Here is a 23,799-nt window from a genome sequence, read left to right on the forward strand (position 1 = left end):
CCTACTTGTTCACTCATTTATTCTTCCTCATTATATGCCACATCCCAGGTATGATCTGCCAGAAGAGTTACTTTGGCTATAAAACGGCTGAAGCTAACCGACCGTCCCCATTCATGCGGAGCCACCATAGAAAGCAGGTCCGAGCCATCTTTGCGTTCGTATAAATAATACGTGTGCCCAATCAAGGGTTCAAAACCCATATCCGCTGAGTAGATTCTTTCCGATACTTCTACCCTTCTTTTTAGTTCATTTGCCTGCTCTGCTAATACTTGCATTTGCTTGTAGAGCTGGCTCATTTGCCTTTCGGTTTGCTGGCGCATGGCTACCACAGCCCGGCCTTTAATCTTGCCTTTATCTTCCGGCTTAATTACAGCACTTCCCACCGTATGGGCATACGGAAGCAAACCTGGATTTTCGGCTACTTTATCTTTATCTATTGGATTCTCCATACAATTCATTTTGTCATTCATTTTAACAGCAATCCTATAAGAATGTTCCAACCAACGAAAACTTTATATAACGTATAGGGTTTATACAAACTCAACCAATATAGCCCATCATCGTATGGCTTACTAACAGGGCTTTGTGGTCTCTACGGTGTAATAAGTATTTTAGACCGAATGTTTAGTTGAAAACTACAAGCCATAAATTATTTATTATATTTCCTTTTTTTAACCCGTATTGTGATGAAGATAGCACTCGACTGGACACCCAATGTAATGCATACCGGCTTATTTGTTGCTAAATCTAAAGGATGGCTGGACCTGCAGTTTATATCCCCGGCTGTAGATGAGTACACCGTAATGCCTTCCGATAAAGTAATAAGTAATTTGGTAGATTTCAGCATAGGTCCCCCTGAAAGCCTTATCAGCCACCATCTGGAAAGCGAACATCCGCAGCTTTTGGCAATAGCTCCTATTTTATCCCGGAATACATCAGCTATAGCTGCTTTGCGTGAAAAAAAGATAGATACAGTAGCTAAATGGGCCGGAAAAACATATGCTTCCCTGGGTATTCCTTTTGAGCAGCAGATGATTCTGGAAATAGCCCGGCAGTATTCGGATGATATGCACGTACATGTTACCAGCCCCATGAAACTCAATACCTGGACTATGCTGCTGAATGGAGAAACCGACCTCACCTGGATATTTTTGCCGGTAGAAGGGGCAGAAGCTGCCTACAAAGGAGTAGAACTAAACCTATTTAAGCTGGAAGATGCTGGCATCCCCTACCCAGCTTGTCCGCTAATTAAAACAAGCCGCAACCTGGCCGAAGCCGATCCGCAAGCCATTGAAAGTTTCCTGAAAGAAGCCAAGCGAGGCTATGAGTATGCGGTAGATTATCCGGAAGAAGCAGTCAATATTTTACGCAGAAACTCGGAAAATAACTTTACAGAAGACCCACGTTTGCTGCTTCACTGCCAGAAGGAGATAAACAGTCATTTCTTAGATAGCCATAAACAATGGGGTAAACTTTCAGAACAAGCTATTCAAAACTATAGTAACTGGCTTTACGACAAAAATATAATCAACCGGCCATTATCAGCTGAACATATGTGTTATCAACGGGCTGCCTTAAAAGTTTAATCTACAAATCGTATCGATTATACAATCTGTGGGGATGTAGAAAGTACAGTAGCCCTTTACAAGCAATAAGGCTGTGAAATAACTAGAAAATTTTGCAATTTTGAGCTGCATCCATCCATAGCCAGGTTCTGTGTTCTTTTCGCCAGCATATGCTCGTTTTTTACTTCTCATCGGATTGTTCTGGGGTGGGTTGAGCATACCTTGTTCCGCTCAGGAAGTATGGACAGGCGTTACATTACGGGTAAAACCTATTAAACGGGTTAATGTTGAAGCGGAGCAGCAATTCCGTTTTCAGAATAACTTTTCAACCCTTTATAGCCGCTTTGTGGAATTGGGTGTAGGATACGACATTACCAGCCGCCTGAATGTGCATGCTGCTTACCGACATACCAACCGGACTACGGTAGAACGGGTAGACGACGACCGCCGGCGCATCTCAGCAGAAGCTTCTTATACCATTGGCAGCGACAACACAGCATTTGCCCTGGCTTACCGCATCCGTTACCAGGCTGCACAGGAAACATCCGGCGAAGAAAACCGGGATAAATATATCCGTAACCGGCTAGCCCTCAACTATAACCTGACTAAACGGGTAACGCCATATGCCTCCACAGAGCTTTTTTATAAATTAGCTCCGGCCAACGAAATACGGGGATTCTGGTTTACCATGGGCCTCAAAAGCAAAATTGGCAAAGCAATAGGACTCAATACATTTTACCGGATAGAAAAAGAATTAAATGTGAAACGTCCGCAAACCAACTTGATTGTAGGCGTCATGCTAGCCTACCGGCTGAAACTTTACAAAAAAGCTTCTTCCGACGATGATATGCCTATTGGAGGATATTAGCAAGCATATATAAATTGTCGGAATTTATTTCCGTCTCCGGTATTTTCCAGTCAATAAATACACTTACTCCATCCGACAAAACACTCAAATCTATTGATAATCAGCCATTAAACAAATATATTGATTTTACTGTAAACAAGTAAGGCGAGTTGAAATAAATTTCTCATAAGCTGTAACCTCACAAGCACACTTATACTCTAATGTTCTGTGCATGACAATGAAAAAGATCTGGCTTTGATTGATCGCATCCTGGCAGGAGATCAATTTGCTTACCGGGCTCTCATTAACCGGCATAAGGAGTATGCTTTTACGGTTGCTTACCGCATACTCGGCAGCCGGGAAGATGCCGAAGAAGTAGCCCAGGATGCATTCATGAGTGCATTTCGTGCCTTAGGCAGTTTTAACCGGGAAGCCAAATTTACCACCTGGTTTTACCGCATTGTATTTAATGCCGCTGCCGGGCACAAACGCAAGAGAAAGCTAGTAGCCGAAGGCCTAGAAGATTTCCAGCTGGCCCGCCTGGGTTTCACCGACGCTGGCGACGAAGTGAGATTACAGGAACAACGGATGTACCTGCAAAAAGCCATGAATCAGCTACCCCCCGATGATGTTACCATGCTGACCTTATTCTATTTGAAAGAGTTTTCTCTGGAAGAGATTGAAGGAATAACCGGCATTTCGGTAAACACGGCCAAAGTAAAAATTCACCGGGCTCGTAAAAGGCTGGCTGACGAATTGAACCGATTATTGAAACACGAAGTAAACACCCTGTTATGAAACACTTAACAGACGAAGAACTTTTTCGCCTTTTAGATGGCGAATGTTCCGCAGAAGAAAAACATACCTTTGAAGCGCATCTGCATACGTGTGCGGCTTGCATGGCCTCATACAAAGATCTAAGAGCCATAGATTTGCAGTTGCAGCAATTACCCATCGAAAGCCCATCCCTTGACTTTACAGAGAAGCTGATGGATAAGCTACAGGTAGCTCCGGTGCTGCAACGGAAATCACAGTGGAAAACCTATCTGCTGATGCTGGCACCTTTTGGGGTAGTTTTTGTATTCTCTATGCTACTGTTTGCCGGGTATGCTGCCGGTTGGCTGACTTTTGGCTCTGGTACGGAGACTATACCTTTTCAATTTCAGCTACCTTCTGTTAACTTGCAGCCTTTGCTGGAAAATTCCTGGCTGGTTAATCTGTTCTTACTGGTGAATACCGCACTAGCCCTGCTGCTGCTGGATAAAGCCGTGTTGCAGCCTTTTTTCAGAAAAAGATTTAACCGGGTTGTGAAATAAGCTTATTAACCCATTTTAAAACACATGCCACTGGATAAAAACTTTTTTACTGATGTATACGAGGTGGTACGGCTGGTACCCAAGGGCCGGGTTACCACCTATGGAGCCATTGCTGAATATTTAGGCACAAAAAGTTCTGCCCGCATGGTAGGCTGGGCCATGAATAGTGCCCATAGTACTTCGGATGTACCAGCCCACCGGGTGGTAAACCGGCAAGGCTTGCTTACCGGCAAACACCACTTTGCCACTCCCCAGGCCATGCAGCAATTATTGGAAGCAGAAGGCATTGTTGTAGAAAACGACCAGATTCAGAATTTCGATAAACTTGCCTGGTATCCGGCCAAAGAGTTGCTTTGAAGTTGTTTTACACAGAAATATTTCGCTTGTTTGTTCTTCTGTAACCCATATGTATTCAAGACAATAAATATTGATTGCTAAGTGGTTACATCACTTGGTATAACTACATAAAAAAAGCTTTCAGCCTTTATATGTAGTTATACAGTTCAATGAGAATTCTATACATCCTCTTTTTTCTATTCGTGTTCAGTAGTAGTCCTTTGCAGGCACAAACAAAGCCTGTTGGCAGAGATTCAAGCTCAGTAAATAAAGGCAAACTGCTACCCATTATTGCTACAGAAAGTGCACTGTATCTGGGCAGTATGTCTTATCTGCAATTTATCTGGTACAAAGATAGTGAACGGGTTCCCTTCCAATTCTATAACGATAATGCAGGCTATCTGCAAATAGATAAGTTCGGCCATATGTTCGGCTCGTATCTGGAAAGTTATACAGGCTACCACTTGTTGCGGGGTGCCGGAGTAAAGAAAAAACATGCCTTACTTTATGGAGCCACGCTGGGTATTGTATTGCAAACACCTATCGAAGTATTTGATGGCATGTACGAAGGCTGGGGATTTTCCTGGGGAGATATGATTGCTAATACAGCCGGATCTGCCTTAGTCATTGGGCAAGAACTGCTGTTTGATGAGCAGATAGCTAAAATGAAGTTCAGTTTCTGGCAGTCTCCGTATGCGAAGCAGGCCAATGGCTACTTAGGGAATACGTTCTTACAAAGTTTATTTTACGATTACAATGGACATACTTACTGGCTGAGTGTACCCATGAATAAGTTTATGCTGAAAAATAAATTACCTGACTGGGCCAGTATTTCCCTGGGGTATAGTGCGAATGGGATGTTTGGCGAGTTTGAAAATAAAACCTATTACCGGGGAGTAGACATTCCGCAAACAGCCCGCGAAAGGCAATTTATCCTCTCGCTGGATGTAGACTGGACAAAGATCAAAACCAATAGCCGGGTATTGAATAAAGTATTGAAAGGCATGTTTTTTATCAAGCTACCTTTTCCTGCATTAGAAATCACCTCCGGAGGAAAATTAAAAGGACATTTGCTGTATTTTTAACAAGAATTCGGCTACTTACTCGCCGGGTATTACTTCCGGTTCGGCTACCCGTTTCTTGGATAATAGCAGCAAACCCAGGAAAGTTAAAAATCCATTGAGAATCAGGATTTCGAAGCCAAAGCGGTATCCGTTTAGCCAGGCTTCAGAGTTTTTGTTGATGATGTAGCAAAGAATCGGTGAAATAACACATATCAAGGGAACAAAGCGGTCTCTCACCGGCAACCTGGTAAGCATACCAAACGCAAACAAGCCAAGCAGCGGCCCGTAAGTATAACCAGCAGCAGTAAACACAGCCGTTACTACACTTTCATCATTTAACGCCTCAAAAATCAGGATAATCAGGTAAAGTAAGACCGAAAAACCCACATGCACCCGGAATTTTATTTTCTTACGATCCTCTTCTGTACGCTTGTCAAAGTTCAGGAAATCTATACAAAAAGCCGTGGTGAGAGCAGCCAGGGCCGAGTCGGCGCTGGCATAGGATGAAGCCGTAATACCCAGCAAAAAAAACACAGCCGCCAGCAAACCAAATGATTTTAAGGCCAGCGTAGGATACAGGTAGTCGGTGCGCCCGGGTATGGCTATTCCGCGGCTTTCGGCAAATAAGTAAAGTAAGGCACCTAACGTAAGAAACAACAGGTTTACCACCACAAACACCGTACAGAAGGACAGCATATTTTTCTGGGCATCCTGCAGGTTTTTACACGTAAGGTTCTTCTGCATCAGATCCTGGTCCAGGCCAGTCATGGCTATGGCAATAAAGGCTCCGGCTATAAATTGCTTCCAGAAATATTTGCTGCTCTTGGGGTCCCAATGAAATATTTGCCCGTATTCACTTTCTCTCACCGTAGCCACCATTTGCCCCAGAGACAGGCCCAGTTCTTTAGAAATCAGGTACACACTAATAGCGACTGCCGAAACTAAAAAGAAGGTCTGAAAGGTATCCGTCCATACAATAGTTTTAATTCCCCCCTGAAAGGTATAGATCCAGATGAGGAAAATGGTAATCAGCACATTCACCGAAAAAGGAATTCCCCACTGTTGAAATACACCTATCTGCAACACCGCTGCCACCAGAAATAAGCGGAAAGCGGCCCCGATGGTGCGGGAAAGCAAAAAGAAAAAAGAACCTGTTTTGTATGACCAGAAACCAAAGCGCTGCTCCAGATAGGTATAAATGGAAACCAGATTCAAGCGGTAGTACAAAGGCATTAAAACAGTAGCGATCACCAGGTAGCCCACCAGGTTGCCTAATACAAACTGAAAGTAAGCAAACTGGGTATTGCCTACATTGCCAGGCACCGAAATAAACGTAACGCCAGACAGCGACGTGCCAATCATCCCGAAGGCAACCAGATACCAGGGCGATTTTTTATTTGCTGTAAAAAAAGTCTGCGTATCCGCATTGCGGCTGGTGAAGTAAGCAATAACCATCAACACGCCAAAATAGGCTACTAATATACTTACTATAACATAAGGATTGATTACCGTTGGATTCATAAACAAAAGTAACAAAATATTGCTTTCATACAGTAAGTATGCAAAAACTGCCGGTCTTGGTTGGGTTATCTGTAATGCAGAAACTAATTGTGGCTTTTCAATTACTAACAAACCACTCTTTTCTTACATTTATCTGGAAGCAATCAGGTTTTCGTGTAACATTACCGGCAAAGATTCAGTAAATTTTAGTAATTTTACAGGCTTCAAACCCAAAACGTTTATGCAAACAATTCAGGAAGAGGATGTAGAAATTCTGGAAGATGTTGTCACTACTGACCTGCATGACCTTGTTGTGTTTAATGATGAGGTCAACACCTTTGACCACGTAATTAATACCTTAATCAAAATCTGCAAACACACCCCAGAGCAAGCAGAACAATGTACATTTATTATCCACTTTAAAGGCAAATGTACAGTAAAAATAGGCTCCTTTGAGGAACTAGCCCCTATGCGCAATGCTATTTGCCAGAGAGGTATTTCAGCGGAAGTAATTTAATCCACGGCCTATCCTGTGTTGGCCGGTGAGGGCAACTTAGTTTAGCTGAACCTGATGCGTAAGGCAGCTCTTTTTGCTTATCAGGCATTGGCAAATTATTCAGCGTTTCATACAGGAGAAACTTGCTTTGTATGGATTTATATGCTGTTTATTTTTGTTGTATATTTCAGAACAGAATGCAGATTTTTGCCTTCTGAAGCCTGATAAATTAATTTAACAAAGTCCATAAACCCGGAGTAAGTTGACCATTAGCCTTACTCTTGTACCCAATGGACCGTGGACTATCGACTATATACACCTATATGAATTTTCCTTCTAAGCTGATAGAAAATGCAGTGAGCGAAATGGCCAAACTGCCCGGTATTGGTAAAAAAACGGCCTTGCGGCTAGTGTTGCACTTACTCAAAAAAGACGAAGAACATACCGTATCTCTGGCAGAAGCCATTACCAACATGCGGTTGCATGTTCAGTATTGCCGGCATTGCCACAATATTGCTGATACGGATACCTGTGCCATCTGCGCCAGTAGCTCCAGAGACAAATCTATTATCTGTGTGGTAGAAGATACCCGCGATGTACTGGCCATAGAAAATACCGCACAATACAAAGGCCTGTATCATGTGCTGGGTGGCATTATTTCTCCTATCGAAGGAGTGGGCCCGTCTGATCTGAATATAGAGTCACTAGTAAAACGTATTCCGGAGTCGGAAGTAAAAGAGATTATCCTGGCGCTGAGCCCTACCATGGAAGGCGATACCACGGCTTTTTACCTGACTAAAAAATTCAAACCTTATAACATCCGCATCAGCACTATTGCCCGCGGCATACCCGTTGGGGGCGAACTGGAATATGCCGACGAAATCACCCTTGGCCGCAGCATTGTCCGCCGTACAGCGTATGAGTTGTAGGTAGCTTCACATATTTCATCCTTGCAGATACAAGAAACGGCTTCTTAGAGGAATCTCTAGTGAGGCCGTTTCTTTTTACTTTCTTTCTGCCTGAAAGCTCGTAGAACTAATTATTCCCACTGTTCAACTATTTTATCAAAATAACTTGGCATGTTCCTGGGCAAATCCGTACTTTTGGAAGTTTAACTACCAAATCCATGTCCCTAACAAAAGACCTAACATTGTTGTCTGACAGAATTAACGCTTTGTCAGAGTCACAAACCCTGGCCATGTCCAAAAAAAGCCGTGAGCTAGCCGCCCAAGGACACCAGGTGATCAACCTCAGCATCGGCGAGCCTGACTTCCAAACTCCTCAGCATATAAAAGACGCCGCTAAGAAAGCCATTGACGAAGGATTTTCTTTTTATACACCAGTTTCTGGTATTGCTGAACTTCGCCAGGCTATTGCTGAGAAGCTGCGTAAGGAAAACAACATAGATTGGAAAGCAGAAAACATTGTAGTGTCTACCGGAGCCAAGCAATCCCTGGCCAATGCATTAATGTGCCTGGTAAACCCTGGGGATGAAGTAATTATATTTTCTCCGTACTGGGTGAGCTATAGCGAAATGGTAAAGCTGGCAGAAGGCGAAACAGTATTGCTGGAAGGTCCATTCGAGAATGATTTCAAAGTAACGGCCGATCAGCTGGAAAAAGCTATTACGCCGCGTACAAAGGTAATTATGTACTCTTCGCCCAGCAACCCAACCGGCTCTGTATTTACAGAACAAGAACTACGGGAAATAGCAGAAGTAGTAGCCAAGCACGATAATATCTTTGTAATAGCAGACGAGATTTACGAATACATCAATTATGAGCCAGATTATTTCAGCATAGGTTCTATTCCGGCTATTAAAGACCGGGTTATTACCATCAATGGCGTGTCTAAAGGATTTGCCATGACTGGCTGGCGTATTGGGTATATGGCGGCTGCCAAATGGATTGCCGACGCCTGCGACAAATTGCAAGGCCAGATAACTTCTGGTACCTGCTCTATTGCGCAGAAAGCCGCTGTAGCTGCTATCAAAGGTGATATGGCGCCTACCCGCGAAATGGCTCAGGCCTATTTGCGCCGCAGAGATCTGGTTTTGAGTCTGCTGAAAGAAATTCCGGGTATAAAAACCTTCACTCCGAAAGGCGCCTTTTATGTGTTTCCAGACGTGAGCGACTATTTTGGCAAAACCGATGGAAAAACCACCATCCAGACTGCCGATGATCTGTGTATGTATATTCTAAACAAAGTATATGTATCCTTAGTAACTGGCGATGCCTTTGGAGCCCCTAACTGTATCCGTATTTCGTATGCCGCGTCAGACGAAAGCCTGACAGAAGCTCTGCGCCGGGTAAAAGAGGCATTAGCCCAACTTAACTAATGTGCTGATAGGCTACCGGGTTAATGAGTAGGGTTGTTGCTGACTCATGGGCCCGGTAGCCTATTATATAATCAGCCAATTATATTCATGCAATTCCACTCTCTAGAAGACATATTTGAGGCCTTTAACCAGCTGAAAGTATTGATTATCGGCGATGTAATGGTAGACTCTTACCTTTGGGGAAAAGTAGACCGTATTTCTCCGGAAGCACCAGTTCCCATCGTACACGTTCAGCAACGTGAAAAAAGACTGGGTGGTGCATCCAACGTAGCGGTAAACGTGCAGGCAATGGGTGCCACTCCCCTGCTGTGCTCGGTTATTGGTACAGATGCTGATGGACAAGATCTATTGAATTTGCTTCAAAAAAACAATCTTTCTGCTGAGGGAATCATTCAAAGTAAAAGCCGCACCACCACCACCAAACACCGGATTATTTCCGGTTCGCAACACCTGCTCAGAATAGATTCTGAAGTAGATTATCCTATTCACGCAGACGAGCGGAAGGAACTAATCAATAGAATTAAACTCTTGGCGTTAGAATGCCAGGTTATTATTTTTGAAGATTATGACAAAGGGGTAATTAGCAAAGAACTGATAGAAGAAATAGTAACCTTTGCCAACAAGCACCACATCCCCACAGTAGTAGATCCTAAAAAACGTAATTTTCTCAATTACGCTGGTGTTACACTATTTAAACCTAACTTAAAAGAGTTACGAGAAGGGCTGAAAATAGATTTTGACAGTGCACATCCGGAAGAATTGCAACAAGCCGTACGCGTACTGAAAGAAAAACTACAATTAACGTCTGTCCTGGTTACCCTTTCAGAAAAAGGCGTGTATATCGATTTTGCTGAACAAAAACACTTGATTCCGGCGCACATTCGTCAAATTGCCGATGTGTCCGGAGCAGGCGATACCGTGGTGAGTATAGCCGCTATTTGTCTGGCGCTGCAACTTTCTCCTCTATTTATAGCCGGGCTTGCTAACCTAGGCGGAGGCTTGGTTTGTGAATACTTAGGAGCTGTACCTATTAACAAGCAAAGCCTGCTGGAAGAGGCGCTGGGCAATAATTTATTTGCAAAGTATGCAGCAACTAACTACTGAAAGGCTCAACCGGCTACTGTACAGTAGCAAAGACCGGGTCTATTTCCTGCTCAAGATAGTAACGTATATTAACTCTACGTTAGCTGCCTGCTTGCTGGTGTATGGCTACGGCTTCAACCTATCAACGGAGGAAACTTCCCGCATTTTTAAACTAATAGACCTAGTTTACCTGGTTTTTGTAATTATTTATGCCATAAGGCTGCTGTATTCGTTCCAACGGCGGGCATTCATTCAACGAACAAGCACAGAGGCCGTTATTATGTTTCTGCTGGTAATCAATGGCATTATTACAAATGTATTTGCTTTCAGTATTTTATATCAAACTTCTTTGTGGCTGGGCATAAAAAACTACAATGCTTTCCATGAAATTGTTTCCACCATTTTTCTCCTGACCCTTATTGGTCTGGAAGTGAGCAAAGCCAGTATCCGCTTACCCCTGAACCGGCTTAAACCCTCTACCTTGTTTATTGGTAGTTTTATTTTATTAATAGTAACCGGGGCAGGGTTGCTGATGCTGCCTGCCATGACCAATACTCCCAGTGGTATGCCTTTACTGGATGCGTTATTTACCGCTACAAGTGCAGCCTGCGTTACCGGATTAATTGTAGTAGATACGGCTACCTACTTTACAAACAAAGGACAGCTGATTATTCTTACCCTAATCCAGATTGGCGGGCTGGGTATGCTCACCTTCACTACTTTTTTTGCAACCATACTCAAACAAGGAGTAGGCATTAAACACCAGTCGGCGATACAGGATTTTTTGAGCAGCGAATCTTTGTTTTCTTCCAGAGGTCTGCTTCAGCAAATTATCTTGCTTACGTTGTTTATAGAAGGTATGGGCGCTTTAGCGGTTTTTGTCACCTGGGGGCCGGAAGTTCCATTCGAAAACCTGGGCGACAAGATTTTTTACTCAATATTTCATTCCATCTCTGCTTTTTGTAATGCCGGCTTTAGTTTATATACCAATGGCTTATACGAAGCTCCCGTCCGCCAGTCGTATATATTACATATTGTCATTGCAGGTGTTATCATTTTTGGCGGCTTAGGTTTTTCACCCATCATGGATGTTTTTTCTATCCGGGCCTTGCGTGAAAGGCTGGCTATGCCCTGGAAAGACTGGCGGTTAAACACCAAACTGGCCATTTATACGGCTATTGTGCTGAATATATTTGGCATGGTGCTCTATTTTTTCCTTGAGAAGGATAATACCCTGGCAGGCATGAACATCCTGGAATCCCTGATCACTTCTTTTTTCCAGTCAGTAACTACCCGTACAGCCGGATTTAACACCGTAGACTTCACCAAGCTGGAAAACCCTACCATGATCATGATGATGTTTCTGATGTTTATTGGTGCATCGCCTGGGTCTACCGGAGGTGGTATAAAAACAATTACCTTCTTGCTGATTGCAGTATCTGTACTATCCACCATTAAAGGGAAAAAAGTAATATCCATTGATAAGCGCACCATTCCCATGGAGACTTTATTTAAGGCCTATTCAGTAATTACGTTTGCTGCAGCCTACATTTTTCTGGGTGTGTTTATTCTCTCTATTACAGAGCCAGAGCAAGAAAGTATTGATCTGTTGTTTGAGCAAGTTTCTGCCTTTGCTACCGTGGGCTTAAGTACCGGAGTTACCCCACAGCTCTCTACTGTTGGCCGCATTGTTATTATTGCTACCATGTTTATTGGCCGGGTAGGTACAATTACCTTAGCTCTGGCATTGAGCCGCCCGGTTATCAGCAATGCTTACCGCTATCCGGACGCTCACCTGATGGTAGGATAATTCAGTTGCTGAGCTTATTCTACATGCAGCACCAGTCCCTTTAAGTATTCGCCTTCCGGATGAAAGATGTTTACCGGATGATCTACTGGCTGAGTCAGCTGATGCAGAATCCGTACGTTACGCCCGGCATCTGCCGCCGCTGAGAATACAATTTTTCTGAACAAGTCTTTGTCTATATTCTGAGAACAGGAAAAAGTAAAGAGTATTCCACCAGGCCGTATCTTTTTGAATGCCGTCATATTCAGGTCTTTGTAGCCACGGGCAGCATTGGGCACCGCTTTCGCATTTTTTGCAAAGGCCGGCGGATCTAACACCATTACATCATAGGCTTCGGTAGTATGGCGCAAATAATCAAAACAATCGGCTGTTATGGACTGGTGTGCAGCTGCAGGGCCGAAATTTAATGCTACGTTTGCATCGCAAATGCTGGTGGCATCTTTGGAAATATCTACCGAATGCACCAGAGTAGCTCTCCCGGCCAGGGCATATACACTAAACCCACCTGTGTAGCTGAAAGCATTTAATACCCTTTTTCCGGCAGTATACTTTCTCAGCAGGTCGCGGTTATCGCGTTGGTCTATAAAAAAACCTGTTTTCTGGCCCTTTTCAATGTCAATCGAAAATTGTAAGCCATTTTCCTGTATCACTACATGCAAGCCGGCCTCTTCACCTGTCAGAAATCCATTAGGGGTAACTACTTCTTCCCGGAAACCCGGACTGTGCTTATTTTTCAGGTAAATATGTTTAATTCCTAACGCTTGCAAGCCACTCATCAAATGGAGTAAAACTTTTTCTGTACCTTTTATTAATAACTGAACCACAGCTATATCCGTATATATATCAGCAATGATACCTGGCAGAAAATCACCTTCGGCATGTAAAAGACGGTAAGCATTGGTATGCGGGCCGGTAACCAGTGACTTTCTCAACTGATAAGCTTTTTCAATCTTTTGATGCCAGTACGGAGCGGCGCTAAAATCCATTTCCTGACTGGTAAACTCAAACATCCGGCAGGTGATCTGGCTTTGAGGCGAAAAGTAGCCGTAGCCTAGCAAGGTTTGCTGATTATCCCGTACGGCAACAATATCGCCATTTTCCGCGGAAGGCATTGTTTTGATAGCTCCCGAAAATACCCAGGGGTGGCGATTAAGAATAGAGCGGTCGCGGCCAGATTTTAGGATCAGGTTTTTGTACATAGCTTGCAAAGGTATCTAAAAAACTGAAACCCCGGAAAGCTTCCTACGTCTAGGAAAGATTACCAGGCAATCTAAGCTTAAAGTACGCCAGGATGAAAAATATAACCGGCCTCAGGCGAGAAAGGTAGCCCTTACGCTACTTCGGACAATATTAAATTTGCTTTATTCATGTTTACTCTTTACACTGTCACCAGTAATTATTAAATTTGATGGTATGCGCCAGACTCACTATCCAGATATATGGCTACGGATTATAGCAATACCTCTTACAGCCTTGTTTGTAAGGGATTTTGCTCTCTATAAACCTATTTCCGAATTGGTTGCCAGTAGCAATTTTTACCTGGAACTTAGCTGGAGTGTATTGATGGTACTGGTTTTATGGGAAACTAACCGGGCTATTATTCAACTGTTGGACCGTCGCTACTCCTGGGTTAAACAAGCAGGTTTGCGGCTGGTAATGCAACTGAGCCTGGTTACTGGTGTTTCAGTTATTTTGCTGCTGGCTATTACCTATGTGCATCACATACTTTCGTATGGGTACTCAGAAAATTTTCACCTCACGTCTTTACACACCCTCAATGTTCCCATTCTGGCAGGTTTTGTAGTGCTGCTAAATCTGGTGTATACAGGTATGTATCTGGCAAAATACCACCGGGCCTTGGTACACAGCTTAAAAATGCAACTGGAAGAGACCATCCGCGTAGCTGAAAAATTAAAACTGGATAAGTTATATAACGAGCACAGTGAGCTTTCTGCCACCTATTACCAGAAACACCTGATCGTCAATTTTGAAAATACCTCTGTGCCAGTTTTAGCAGAAGATGTGGCCTATATCTTTTTTCTGGAAGGTCAAAGCCATGTCATTCTCTTTGACGGAACCGCTTTTCATTCCCGATCATCTTTGGAAAATCTGGAATTATTTCTAGACCCAGCCTTATTTTTCCGCATCAACCAGCAAATACTGGCAAATATTCAGGCAATTAAACAATGCCGCCAGGATTTAAACGGAAAGCTCCGGGTTGAACTTTCCCCTGCCTTCCAGCACGATGTATTTGTAAACAAGCGGAAAGCGCACGAATTTAAAGAATGGCTAGGAAAAAAAATCTAATACCTGAATCTTTCAGCGCCCGGTGGAGGCGTTTATACCTGCTTTTTGATTAGCTATATCCATAAAAATTACCTCTCGTGCAGCTGGTATGTTTTCTCATGCCCTTCCAGTTGTACAACGTATAGCCGTGTAACCACTAAATTTATTTTTCCCGTTAACAGCATTACCTAAAGCTTAGTTATATTTAAGGTTTTTAGAAAAAATTCTATCCATTTAGAATATACTATGTATGTATTTCCTGATAGTTATCCCTTGCCACAAGTAAAGGCATATGCCCAGTTTCTGCTGGACCATTACTTGCCCCAGCTGGCAGATGAAAATCTGAGATTGGCAAAAAGAGATAAACTACCTTTATTAAATCTGTTCGGGCATCTGCCTGAAGCAGAACTATACAACCTTACGCTGGCAGGCCTGCAACAATTTCTGAAGGGAATAACAGAAGAACAGGCCTTGCAGCAAGCCTTTGAAGCTATACAACAGTGGCAGAAAAATGAATTGCCCGATGTGAGTAGAGAGCAGGTAAAAGGCGCTGACCTGGTTATTTCCTATAGTATTCAGAAAAAACTCCTCTATAGTTTCTTACCCCGCTACACCCGGGATGCCGATCAGATAATACTCATTACACTGGAACTGGAAGAATTTTACAGCCTGGTGCAGCAGGCAGCTTTCACTACCTTTATAGATATTCAGCAGAATGAACTGCTGGTGGCCAACGAAGAATTAAAAGCCCATCAGGAAGAATTGCAGACCTTGAACGAAGATCTGAAAGAAAGCCAGGAAGAATACGAAGCCGTTAATGAAGAACTGATTGAACAAATTTACCTGCGCAGAGATATAGAAGATGCCCTCAGGCAAAGTGAAGCAAAATTCCGGTTGATGGCCGAAAATGCCTCCGATGTTATCTCTACCCATTCGCCGGATGGTTGTTATGTGTACATTTCCCCTTCCTGCGAATCCGTGATGGGTTACCCCCCCAGAGAGATAATAGGTAAACATCCGTCTGATTTTATACATCCGGAAGACGTTGCTATAGTTGAGCAGAGTTTTGCAGCCTTACTGCAGCAATCAGGCGAACCCTACCTGACCATCGTATACCGGACGGGTACGAAACAAAAAACCTATAAGTGGATAGAATCTGTTTGCCATGCCGTGCGCGATGTAGCCGGCAAGCACATTACAGAGTTTCAGGTGGCCTCACGAGACATCAGCAAACGGAAAGAGATAGAAGCAAGCCTGGAAAGAGAACGGGAGTATTTTCAGGCCGTGCTTGAGAATATTTCGGATGGCATAGTTGCTTGTGACGAAAAAGGCATTCTTTCTTTTTTTAACAAAGCCACCAGATTATTTCATGGATTACCTGAGCAACCTATTCCCCCAGACCAGTGGGCCACGTATTACAGTTTGTATTATCCCGACGGCCTCACGCCTCTCAAACAAGAAGATATTCCCTTGTATAGAGCCTTGCAAGGAGAATCTGTTTCTAACCTGGAGATGAAAATAGTGCCTGCCGAAGGCAAACCAAAAATGGTGCTGTGCGATGGCACCAGAATTATTACTAGCAGCGGAAAAATACTGGGAGCCGTAGCCGTTATGCATGATATTACTGACCGCAAGGAAGCGCAGGCAAAGCTTATCAGAAGTGAAGCCATGTTGGTAGAATCGCAGGCCATTGCCCATGTAGGCAGCTGGGAGTGGGATATTGAAGCAGACCGGATAATATGGTCGACTGAACTGAAACGGATTTATGGCTATCCACTGGATATAGAAGGATTAACCTACGATGAATTTCTGGCTCATGTACATCCCGAAGACAGAGATTTTACCCATCAAACCATTAGCCGGACTTTTGAAACACACCAGCCATTTATTTTTCAACACCGGATAATTAGCAAAACCGGAAAAACACACTGGCTTCAGGCCAGAGGGAAAGCCATTGTTTCCCCGCAGGGAAAGCTGATAAAAATGACTGGTACGGGGCAGGACATTACGGAATTAAAAAAAACAGAAGAAGCTCTGCACGACAAAAACCTGAAACTCAGCCAGGCCCTGGAAGAACTGAAAGTAGCCGAGGAAACGCTGGTTAAAATAAATAGCCAGCTGGAAGCAAAGGTAAAAGAACGCACCTTGGAATTGCAGGTAAGCGAAGAAGAACTTCGCCATGCGCTGGAACAATCCATAGAACTTAACAAAAAACTGGCAGAAAGCGAGATTTTCTTATCTAGTATAATAGACCAGAGCCCTATTTCCACCTGGATATCCGATGCACAGGGAACGCAGATACGTGTAAATGAAGCATGTATGAAGCTTTTTGGTATTACAGATGCTACTTTGGGCATTGGTAAATACAATATTCTGAAAGATGATGTGCTCCAGAGCCAGCCTTTTTTCGAAGATATAGCGGCTGTTTTCACAGAAGGAAAAATGGCCAGGTTCAGTGGCAAATACAATATAAGCCAGGTTTCACATGTCAATATTCCTAACGGCAGGTCTATCCATCTGGTAGTGACTATCTTCCCAATCAAAAACTCCAAAGGAGAAGTAACCCATGCCGTTATACAACACGAAGATGTTACCCAGCAAATAGCCGCCCAGGAAGCCCTGCAGGTAAGCGAAGAACGCTACCGGTTTATGGCCGATTCCATTCCGCATATTGTATGGACAGCCACACCCGATGGATCGGTAGATTACTTCAACAAACAATGGACAGACTTTACCGGACTCCATTTTGACGCAGGCAAACCCAACGAATGGGCAACAGTTATACATCCGGAAGATCTGCCGCTGGTAGCCAACTCATGGGCCAAAACTGTGCGCATGGGTACTGAGTTTTTACTCAAATTCCGCATGCTGCGCAATACCGATGAGTACCGCTGGGTATTTATGAATGCTATTCCTTACAAAAATGAGCAAAATGAAATAATAAAATGGTTTGGTACCACCACAGATATTCATGAGCAACAACTTACCCTGGAAGCCTTAACCGAAGCCCGCCGGCAATTCCAGTTCCTGGCAGAGTTTATTCCACAGATTGTCTGGCGAACAGAAGCCAATGGTAACCACGATTATTTTAACCAGCGCTGGTACGACTATACTGGCTTAAGCTATGAGGAAAGCAAAAACAAAGGATGGTCATTGGTGCTGCACCCCGACGATTACGGCCGCACCCAGGAAGTCTGGAATCATTCTTTAGCTTCTGGCAACAGTTATGAGATGGAATACCGTTTCAGAAAACACGATGGTACCTACCGCTGGTTTCTGGCCAGAGCTTTGCCCATCCGCGATATAGAGGGTAATATTATTAAATGGTTTGGTACCTGCACAGATATACACGACCAGATTGAAGCTGTAGCCAGGCTGGAAAGTTCGCAGCAGGAATTGTCGCTGAAAAATCAGGAGCTCAACCGCATTAATAACGACCTGGACAACTTCATTTACACGGCCTCTCATGACCTGAAAGCGCCTATTTCCAACCTGGAAGGCCTGATTAACTTACTGGAGATGAAAATGGATACTAAGCTACAGGCTCCGGTAAAAAGAATTATTGAATTAATAGGTGTTTCAGTAGGCAAGCTCAAACGGACTATTGTCGATTTAACCGAGATTACCAAAGTACAAAAAGAACTGCATGCAGAAGCAGAGCCAGTAGACCTGGAGGTAGCCCTGCGGGATGTAAAAACAGATGTAGCCCAGCTCATTGCCGAATCGGATGCTTCTATTCAGGCCCATTTTGAAGTACCCACTATCCGGTTTGCGCGTAAAAACATCCGCAGTATCTTATACAATCTTTTAACCAATGCCCTAAAATACCGTTCACCAGACAGGCGGGTGCAAATTAATATCCGGACTATACAACAAGATTCTTATATTCTGCTTTCTTTTGCAGATAATGGACTCGGTATTCAGGCCGACCAGATAGAGAAGATATTCCTGATGTTTAAGCGGGTACATACCCATGTAGAAGGCTCCGGCATAGGTTTGTATATTGTAAAACGGATTATTGAAAACAACGGCGGAAAAATAGAAGTAGAAAGTGAACCTGGAAAGGGCACTACATTTAACATGTATTTTAAACTCTTATGAGAAAACTGAATAAGATTTTGCTGGTTGACGACGACTCGACAAGTAATTTTTTAACACAAATGATTCTGGAAGACCTTCAGGTAGCAGATGCCATTATTGTAAAGAAAAATGGACAGGAAGCCCTGGACTACATCAATGAACTATGTTTGCAACACAATGAAGACTGCCCGGAGCTGATTTTCTTAGATATTAACATGCCGATAATGGATGGGTTTGAACTGCTGGACGAACTACAACGGCTCAATAAGCTACATAACCCAGATAGCCCCATCACGGTTGTCTTGCTTACTACTTCCAACAACCCTAAAGATATTGAGAAGGCTAAGACCTATGATATAACCTATTACATTGAAAAACCATTAACAGAAGACAGCATACGGCATTTGCTCTCAAAAACCTATAATGTGTAACAAACGATTTTTTACAAGCCTGTTTATGTTGCAGAAGCTTTTTTAGGCTATTTGATGACTTAAGCAGGTTTGTTCGCGGATTATCCTTCCAGCCATGTTTTAAAAGGTCCGGCTTTGTCGCGGCTGACTACTACCTCGTCGGTAGCCTTGGGACTTAGTTCCAGTTTCAGTTTGCCATTAAAATAGGTATGTATCTCCTGTATAGCCGACAGATGCGCCAGAAACTGGCGGTTAAGGCGGAAAAAGCTTTCCGGGTTCAATAGTTTTTCTAGTTGCTCCAGGGTATAATCGATCAGGTACTTTTTGCCATCCCGTTTCACCAGAAGCACCAGTTCATTGCTTGTCTGGAAATAGGCTATCTGCTCTTCAAACACCGGAATAAGCTGCTCCCGGCTTTTAACCAGAAACCTGGTTTTAAACTTCTTCTGGCTCACTGGCAACACATCCAGTAAAGATTCCAGCTTTAATGCATGATCGGGTTTCCGTGACTCCTGCATAAGTTCTTTGTATTTCTGCAGGGCTTGTTCCAGTTCCTGTTGCTTAATGGGTTTCAGCAAATAGTCGATACTTTTTACTCTAAACGCTTTTATGGCATATTCATCGTAGGAGGTAGTAAAAATGATGGGGCTGCTGATAAGGGCTTTTTCAAATATCTCAAAACTTATTCCGTCAGATAGTTGAATGTCTGAGAAAATGAGGTCTGGTGCCGGGTTGGCAGCCAGCCATTTTAGTGAACCTTCTACACTGTCGAGTACGCCACAAATTTCAATATCTTTATCTGCTTTGGCAATTAACTTTTGCAGCCTTTCTGCTGCCGGGTATTCATCTTCAATAAGTAATGCTTTCATGGAAATTTTCAGAATCCAACTATAAACTAGCAAGCAAACGGCCTACCTTTAAGATTTGATCAAACAGGGCTTAGCCGGCAAGGTTTTGTTCAGACCTGGCCCAGCAGCGGTATTTTTACTGAGAAGATCTGATTGTTAGTAAGGATTTCTATCTTTTTTGGAGTCAGAAAATTATACCGGTTGATAATATTTTGCAGCCCAACTTTTGTCGACTTTTCAAAGGTTAATTTTTCCTGAATATTATTCTCAATACTCAGATACTCATTGTTGTCCGAAACAATCCGGATAGTAAGCGGTTTATCTTTAGAGATAATATTGTGTTTAATGGCATTTTCTACCAGCATCTGTAACGTTAAAGGAGGCACCATGTATTTGTGGTACTCAGCTGAAATCTGGTTATCTATCTGTACGTTTTCCCGGAAGCGGGCTTTAATCAGGTAACTATACGACTCCACAAACTTCATCTCTTCTTCCAGGGTTACAGTGTTTTTGTCTTTGCTCAGCAGCACATAGCGGTACACATCCGATAATTGCTCCAGGTATTTCTGGGCAGGTTCGTTGGTATCGTCTATCAGGGCCGCCAGCGTGTTGAGGCTATTAAATAAAAAATGCGGGTCTATCTGGCTTTTGAGTACTTCCAGCTGCGATTGAATATTCTCTCTGGCTAATGCTTCTGCCCGTTGAATATGTTTTTTCCATTGCTCAAAAAAGTACACACTTTCGTAGACACACGTGACCATTAACGTAGGAATAATACTGGTGATAATACCACCAATAATGTTTGCCTGATTAAACTCGCAATGCTTGATTGTTACGCTTAACAAGAACGTGAGTGTAGTGGAAGCAACGATGGTATATAAAAGACTTGCAATCGTTTGTACAATAATCCGGTTCCTAGTCTGCTGATACCCGGCATATTTTCGCCGCATGAGAATAAAAATAAACCGGTTCCCCTCCCACATAGCCGTTGTAAACACCAGGCAGGCAATAAAATGCTGCAGCGACACCTGGTTAAAGGCAAGCATTTCTTCAGAATCCTGTATCAGCGGAATTATCAGACTAATCAGCGGTATACCAATAAGTCTGGCCCATTTATCGTTCATCATACCTATATATGTTCGAGAAGTAAGTTACTAATTTTCAAAACGTTTCAAAAGCGGCTTGTTATAAGTAATGGCTGTTCAAGTTAAAACAGCAGCCGGTATTGTGGTATGGGAAAAAACCCAATCTGGTACTCAGTAGCAATTCTGTTGGTCCGGGCATTGTACTGCTGGGTAAACACATTTTTATTGTTGGTTAGGTTTTGCAAGTCCAGGGAAAATTCGTGCGTGGTTTTCTGACGGTTCATGCGGAAAGAGAATTTTACATCAGTGCGGAAGTAGTTGCTAAGCTGTGTAGAAAAAGCAACGTCTTGTCTATATACAGCCTCCCCGGCAAGTCTTGATTTTTCAAGATCTATGGGTGTTACATGGCGGCCACCGGCAGTGGTTAACTTCCAGTCAATATTAAATACATTATTTTTATTCCCTACTTTAAACTCCTTTCCTGCCAGCAGATTTACCACATATTGGCCATTGAAGGTTGTATTGCGTAATACCTGGTCGCTTCCTTTATATTTAGAATCGAAGAGCGAAGAGGTGAACAGAAAGTAATAGCCACTGCTATAAAATTTCTCCAGGGTAAGCTCTATTCCGTAATTACGGCCAGTGCCCCGGTTTACTAAACTGTCTTCCTCTGGCATAGAAAAATCGGCTCCGGCATTTAGCATAGAAAAGCTGCTAATCCGTTGCTCTACAGGCGCTTTGGTAATATATTGGTAGTAAGTCTCTACTTTCAGGCGCAAATTATCGCTGAGCATACGGTCATAACCCAGTACCAGATGCTGGCTGCGGGTAAAGTTCATGTTTTTATTGGTGAGCAACACCCTTCCATCAGCCAAGCGGGTCTGATTGAAGTAGGTAAGCAGCGGTTGCATCTGGCTGTGGTAGCCATAGCCAAAATTCAGCGATTGTTTAGGCGCAAACTGGTATTTCAGGCCAAGTCTGGGCTCTACTGCTAAACTGTTGCTCAGGGAAAAATGCTGTACGTTTACTCCACCGTTCAACGTAAGCAAGTCAGTAAAGCGGTGCTGCCCTTGTCCGTAAATTTGGGTGAGCAGGCTGTTTCCCTGGCTATTGCGTACATCGCGGAATTCGGTGGGAGTAACCAACGACCGCTCGGTAAGCACAAAGTCATACAAATCACTAATCAAGCCTAGAGTAGCACTGTTTCTGGCGTTAAACTTCTTATTAATTAAATAGTTAATTGAATATTTATTTTGTGTATAAGCGGCCTCTACCCGGCGAAAAGGGCTTCTGTCTTCCAGACTTAACGAATCTTCTTTATAGCTCTGCCAGTTAGTAGAGGCCGCAACAGCAATTTTAGAATAGGTAGAAGAATTATGGTAATAGGTATACGAAGCCCCTATTATCCCATTTCGGAAGTCAGAATAGGAATCCTGGCTTTCTTCCCCAAATAAGTTAGTAGAGGAGGTAGTATCTATATCGTCTCCCAGGAACTTAATCCGGCTGGTGCCCCCCAGACCAAACACGGTAAATCTTCCTGCCTTAGAGGTGGGTATATCTATTTTAAAGCTTAAGTCCTGATATTGTGGAGTGGCCGCACCGGTACCAAAGTCAATACCCAATGCCTGGAACACTCCTAAGGTAGAGTAGCGGTAGTTTACCAGATAAGAAGCCCGGCTGTTTTTGGAGAAAGGCCCTTCGATGCCCACCTCAAATCCATTGAAGCCAATCTGACCCAGGTATTCCCGTTTATCTTTGTTGCCATTGCGCAGTTGCAGGTCGAATACCCCGGCAATAGCATTACCATACTGGGCTGGGAAAGCGGCTGTCATAAAATCAGACCGGTCCAGCACATTGTTGTTGAGCATACTTACCGGTCCGCCAGTGGCACCTAAAGCTCCATAATGACTTGGATTGGGAATATTTATGCCATCCAGCCGCCATAGCAAACCAGAGGGAGAATTACCCCTGATCACTATATCATTCCGGGCATCATTTGCCCCACTTACCCCCGCAAAGTTGGCTGCCATCCGGGCTGGGTCATTGCGGCTGCCAGCATACCGGGAAGTTTCTTCAATATCGAACGAGCGGGCACTCAAGGTAGCAAACTCATTATTGGTTTCTGTTTTATAGCGTTTAGCCGTTACTGTTACTTCAGCGGTAGTTACTACTTGTTCTTCCAGCTCTACAGAAATTACCACTTCTTTGCCGGATGTTACCAGTATATTAGACAACACCCTGTCCTGATACCCTAAATAGGATACTTTAATGGCCTGCCTACCCAGTGGAACATTACTAAGCTTGAAATGGCCATTGACATCTGTTGACGACCCAATTAGAGGTTGGGTGCCTATAACAACAATGTTTGCCCCGATCAACGGATATTTCGATTGGGCATCGGTAAGTACACCTTTGATGGTTTGCGTGCCTGATTGGGCCATGGCTACATGGCAAAGCAGCGACAGGATGAGAAAGAAAACAAGTTTATTCATAGGTTTGTGGCGTTTACCAGATAAATATCATACATGCGGCTCATGAATAATATATTAAAGAGGGTGAACCGTAGTAGCCTTCCTACAAACCGTATGAACAAAAGGCCAAACCGTAGTATGGGCAGGGAAACAATGCGGTTATAATCGGAACAGCTGTATTCGTAACGCATAGCTACGGAATGGTAGAATTTGCTTTTCATCACAATTCGTTTGTCAATTCCCGGAGAAATGTATTATTTCACAGCT

At 43.4% G+C, this 23,799-nt stretch carries 20 protein-coding genes; 14 read left to right on the top strand and 6 right to left on the bottom strand.

The genetic code is table 11. From position 1 onward, the window contains the following. Nucleotides 1–17 precede the first annotated feature (17 nt). Nucleotides 18–449: a DUF2452 domain-containing protein gene (locus Q0590_RS00670; RefSeq protein ID WP_302035540.1), complete on the bottom strand. Its 432-nt coding sequence runs from the start codon at nt 447–449 to the stop codon at nt 18–20. A 237-nt stretch (nt 450–686) separates the two neighbouring features. Here Q0590_RS00670 and Q0590_RS00675 point away from each other — a divergent pair, with 237 nt between their 5' ends. The 6 genes from Q0590_RS00675 (at nt 687) to Q0590_RS00700 (ending at nt 5,149) form a co-directional block, all read left to right on the top strand. After that, nucleotides 687–1,586, top strand: a complete 900-nt coding sequence (locus Q0590_RS00675; protein ID WP_302035541.1) for an ABC transporter substrate-binding protein — start codon at nt 687–689, stop codon at nt 1,584–1,586. A gap of 130 nt (nt 1,587–1,716) precedes the next feature. Further along, nucleotides 1,717–2,433, top strand: coding sequence for a DUF2490 domain-containing protein (locus Q0590_RS00680; RefSeq protein ID WP_302035542.1), 717 nt, complete (start codon nt 1,717–1,719; stop codon nt 2,431–2,433). A gap of 207 nt (nt 2,434–2,640) precedes the next feature. Beyond that, a complete protein-coding gene (locus tag Q0590_RS00685; RefSeq protein ID WP_302035543.1) occupies nt 2,641–3,210 on the top strand; it encodes an RNA polymerase sigma factor in 570 nt (189 codons plus the stop codon). Beyond that, a complete protein-coding gene (locus Q0590_RS00690) occupies nt 3,207–3,728 on the top strand; it encodes an anti-sigma factor family protein (protein ID WP_302035544.1) in 522 nt (173 codons plus the stop codon). The genes Q0590_RS00685 and Q0590_RS00690 overlap by 4 nt, the downstream gene beginning before the upstream one ends. Nucleotides 3,729–3,752: 24 nt before the next feature. Further along, entirely contained in the window at nt 3,753–4,085 is a 333-nt protein-coding gene (locus Q0590_RS00695; protein ID WP_302035545.1) for an MGMT family protein, read from the top strand. Nucleotides 4,086–4,234: 149 nt separating this feature from the next. Then, nucleotides 4,235–5,149, top strand: coding sequence for a DUF2279 domain-containing protein (locus Q0590_RS00700; protein ID WP_302035546.1), 915 nt, complete (start codon nt 4,235–4,237; stop codon nt 5,147–5,149). A gap of 15 nt (nt 5,150–5,164) precedes the next feature. Here Q0590_RS00700 and Q0590_RS00705 read toward each other — a convergent pair whose 3' ends face one another. Next, complete coding sequence (locus Q0590_RS00705; RefSeq protein WP_302036273.1) at nt 5,165–6,634, bottom strand: sodium:solute symporter; 1,470 nt, start codon at nt 6,632–6,634, stop codon at nt 5,165–5,167. 235 nt (nt 6,635–6,869) lie between these two features. Here Q0590_RS00705 and Q0590_RS00710 point away from each other — a divergent pair, with 235 nt between their 5' ends. The 5 genes from Q0590_RS00710 (at nt 6,870) to Q0590_RS00730 (ending at nt 12,355) form a co-directional block, all read left to right on the top strand. Then, nucleotides 6,870–7,145, top strand: coding sequence for an ATP-dependent Clp protease adaptor ClpS (locus tag Q0590_RS00710; RefSeq protein ID WP_302035547.1), 276 nt, complete (start codon nt 6,870–6,872; stop codon nt 7,143–7,145). A gap of 302 nt (nt 7,146–7,447) precedes the next feature. Then, complete coding sequence (gene recR, locus Q0590_RS00715) at nt 7,448–8,053, top strand: recombination mediator RecR (protein ID WP_302035548.1); 606 nt, start codon at nt 7,448–7,450, stop codon at nt 8,051–8,053. A 197-nt stretch (nt 8,054–8,250) separates the two neighbouring features. Beyond that, nucleotides 8,251–9,462: a pyridoxal phosphate-dependent aminotransferase gene (locus tag Q0590_RS00720; RefSeq protein ID WP_302035549.1), complete on the top strand. Its 1,212-nt coding sequence runs from the start codon at nt 8,251–8,253 to the stop codon at nt 9,460–9,462. An 87-nt stretch (nt 9,463–9,549) separates the two neighbouring features. Next, nucleotides 9,550–10,566 carry a bifunctional heptose 7-phosphate kinase/heptose 1-phosphate adenyltransferase gene (locus Q0590_RS00725; protein WP_302035550.1) on the top strand — a complete coding sequence of 339 codons (1,017 nt, stop codon included), beginning with the start codon at nt 9,550–9,552 and terminating at the stop codon, nt 10,564–10,566. Further along, entirely contained in the window at nt 10,547–12,355 is a 1,809-nt protein-coding gene (locus Q0590_RS00730) for a TrkH family potassium uptake protein (protein ID WP_302035551.1), read from the top strand. Before Q0590_RS00725 ends, Q0590_RS00730 begins: the two co-directional genes overlap by 20 nt. Before the next feature lie 14 nt (nt 12,356–12,369). On the opposite strand, the gene Q0590_RS00735 is transcribed toward Q0590_RS00730, so the two are convergent. After that, nucleotides 12,370–13,551: a class I SAM-dependent rRNA methyltransferase gene (locus Q0590_RS00735; protein WP_302035552.1), complete on the bottom strand. Its 1,182-nt coding sequence runs from the start codon at nt 13,549–13,551 to the stop codon at nt 12,370–12,372. Nucleotides 13,552–13,765: 214 nt separating this feature from the next. On the opposite strand from Q0590_RS00735, the gene Q0590_RS00740 reads away from it, so the two are divergent. From Q0590_RS00740 to Q0590_RS00750, 3 genes are all read left to right on the top strand, one after another. Continuing rightward, nucleotides 13,766–14,659: a LytTR family DNA-binding domain-containing protein gene (locus tag Q0590_RS00740; RefSeq protein WP_302035553.1), complete on the top strand. Its 894-nt coding sequence runs from the start codon at nt 13,766–13,768 to the stop codon at nt 14,657–14,659. 225 nt (nt 14,660–14,884) lie between these two features. Then, on the top strand, nt 14,885–18,739 hold the full coding sequence (locus tag Q0590_RS00745; protein ID WP_302035554.1) for a PAS domain S-box protein: 3,855 nt from the start codon (nt 14,885–14,887) through the stop codon (nt 18,737–18,739). After that, nucleotides 18,736–19,149, top strand: coding sequence for a response regulator (locus tag Q0590_RS00750; protein ID WP_302035555.1), 414 nt, complete (start codon nt 18,736–18,738; stop codon nt 19,147–19,149). The genes Q0590_RS00745 and Q0590_RS00750 overlap by 4 nt, the downstream gene beginning before the upstream one ends. Nucleotides 19,150–19,229: 80 nt before the next feature. Here the strand turns inward: Q0590_RS00750 and Q0590_RS00755 are convergent, their stop codons facing one another. The 3 genes from Q0590_RS00755 to Q0590_RS00765 all read right to left on the bottom strand — a co-directional run bounded on the left by Q0590_RS00755 (nt 19,230) and on the right by Q0590_RS00765 (nt 23,553). Beyond that, nucleotides 19,230–19,997: a LytR/AlgR family response regulator transcription factor gene (locus Q0590_RS00755; RefSeq protein WP_302035556.1), complete on the bottom strand. Its 768-nt coding sequence runs from the start codon at nt 19,995–19,997 to the stop codon at nt 19,230–19,232. 89 nt (nt 19,998–20,086) lie between these two features. Continuing rightward, nucleotides 20,087–21,103 carry a sensor histidine kinase gene (locus tag Q0590_RS00760; protein WP_302035557.1) on the bottom strand — a complete coding sequence of 339 codons (1,017 nt, stop codon included), beginning with the start codon at nt 21,101–21,103 and terminating at the stop codon, nt 20,087–20,089. An 80-nt stretch (nt 21,104–21,183) separates the two neighbouring features. Continuing rightward, nucleotides 21,184–23,553: a TonB-dependent receptor gene (locus Q0590_RS00765; RefSeq protein WP_302035558.1), complete on the bottom strand. Its 2,370-nt coding sequence runs from the start codon at nt 23,551–23,553 to the stop codon at nt 21,184–21,186. Nucleotides 23,554–23,799 lie beyond the last annotated feature (246 nt).

This window comes from Rhodocytophaga aerolata (assembly GCF_030503435.1).
Taxonomy (GTDB): Bacteria; Bacteroidota; Bacteroidia; order Cytophagales; family 172606-1; genus Rhodocytophaga; species Rhodocytophaga aerolata.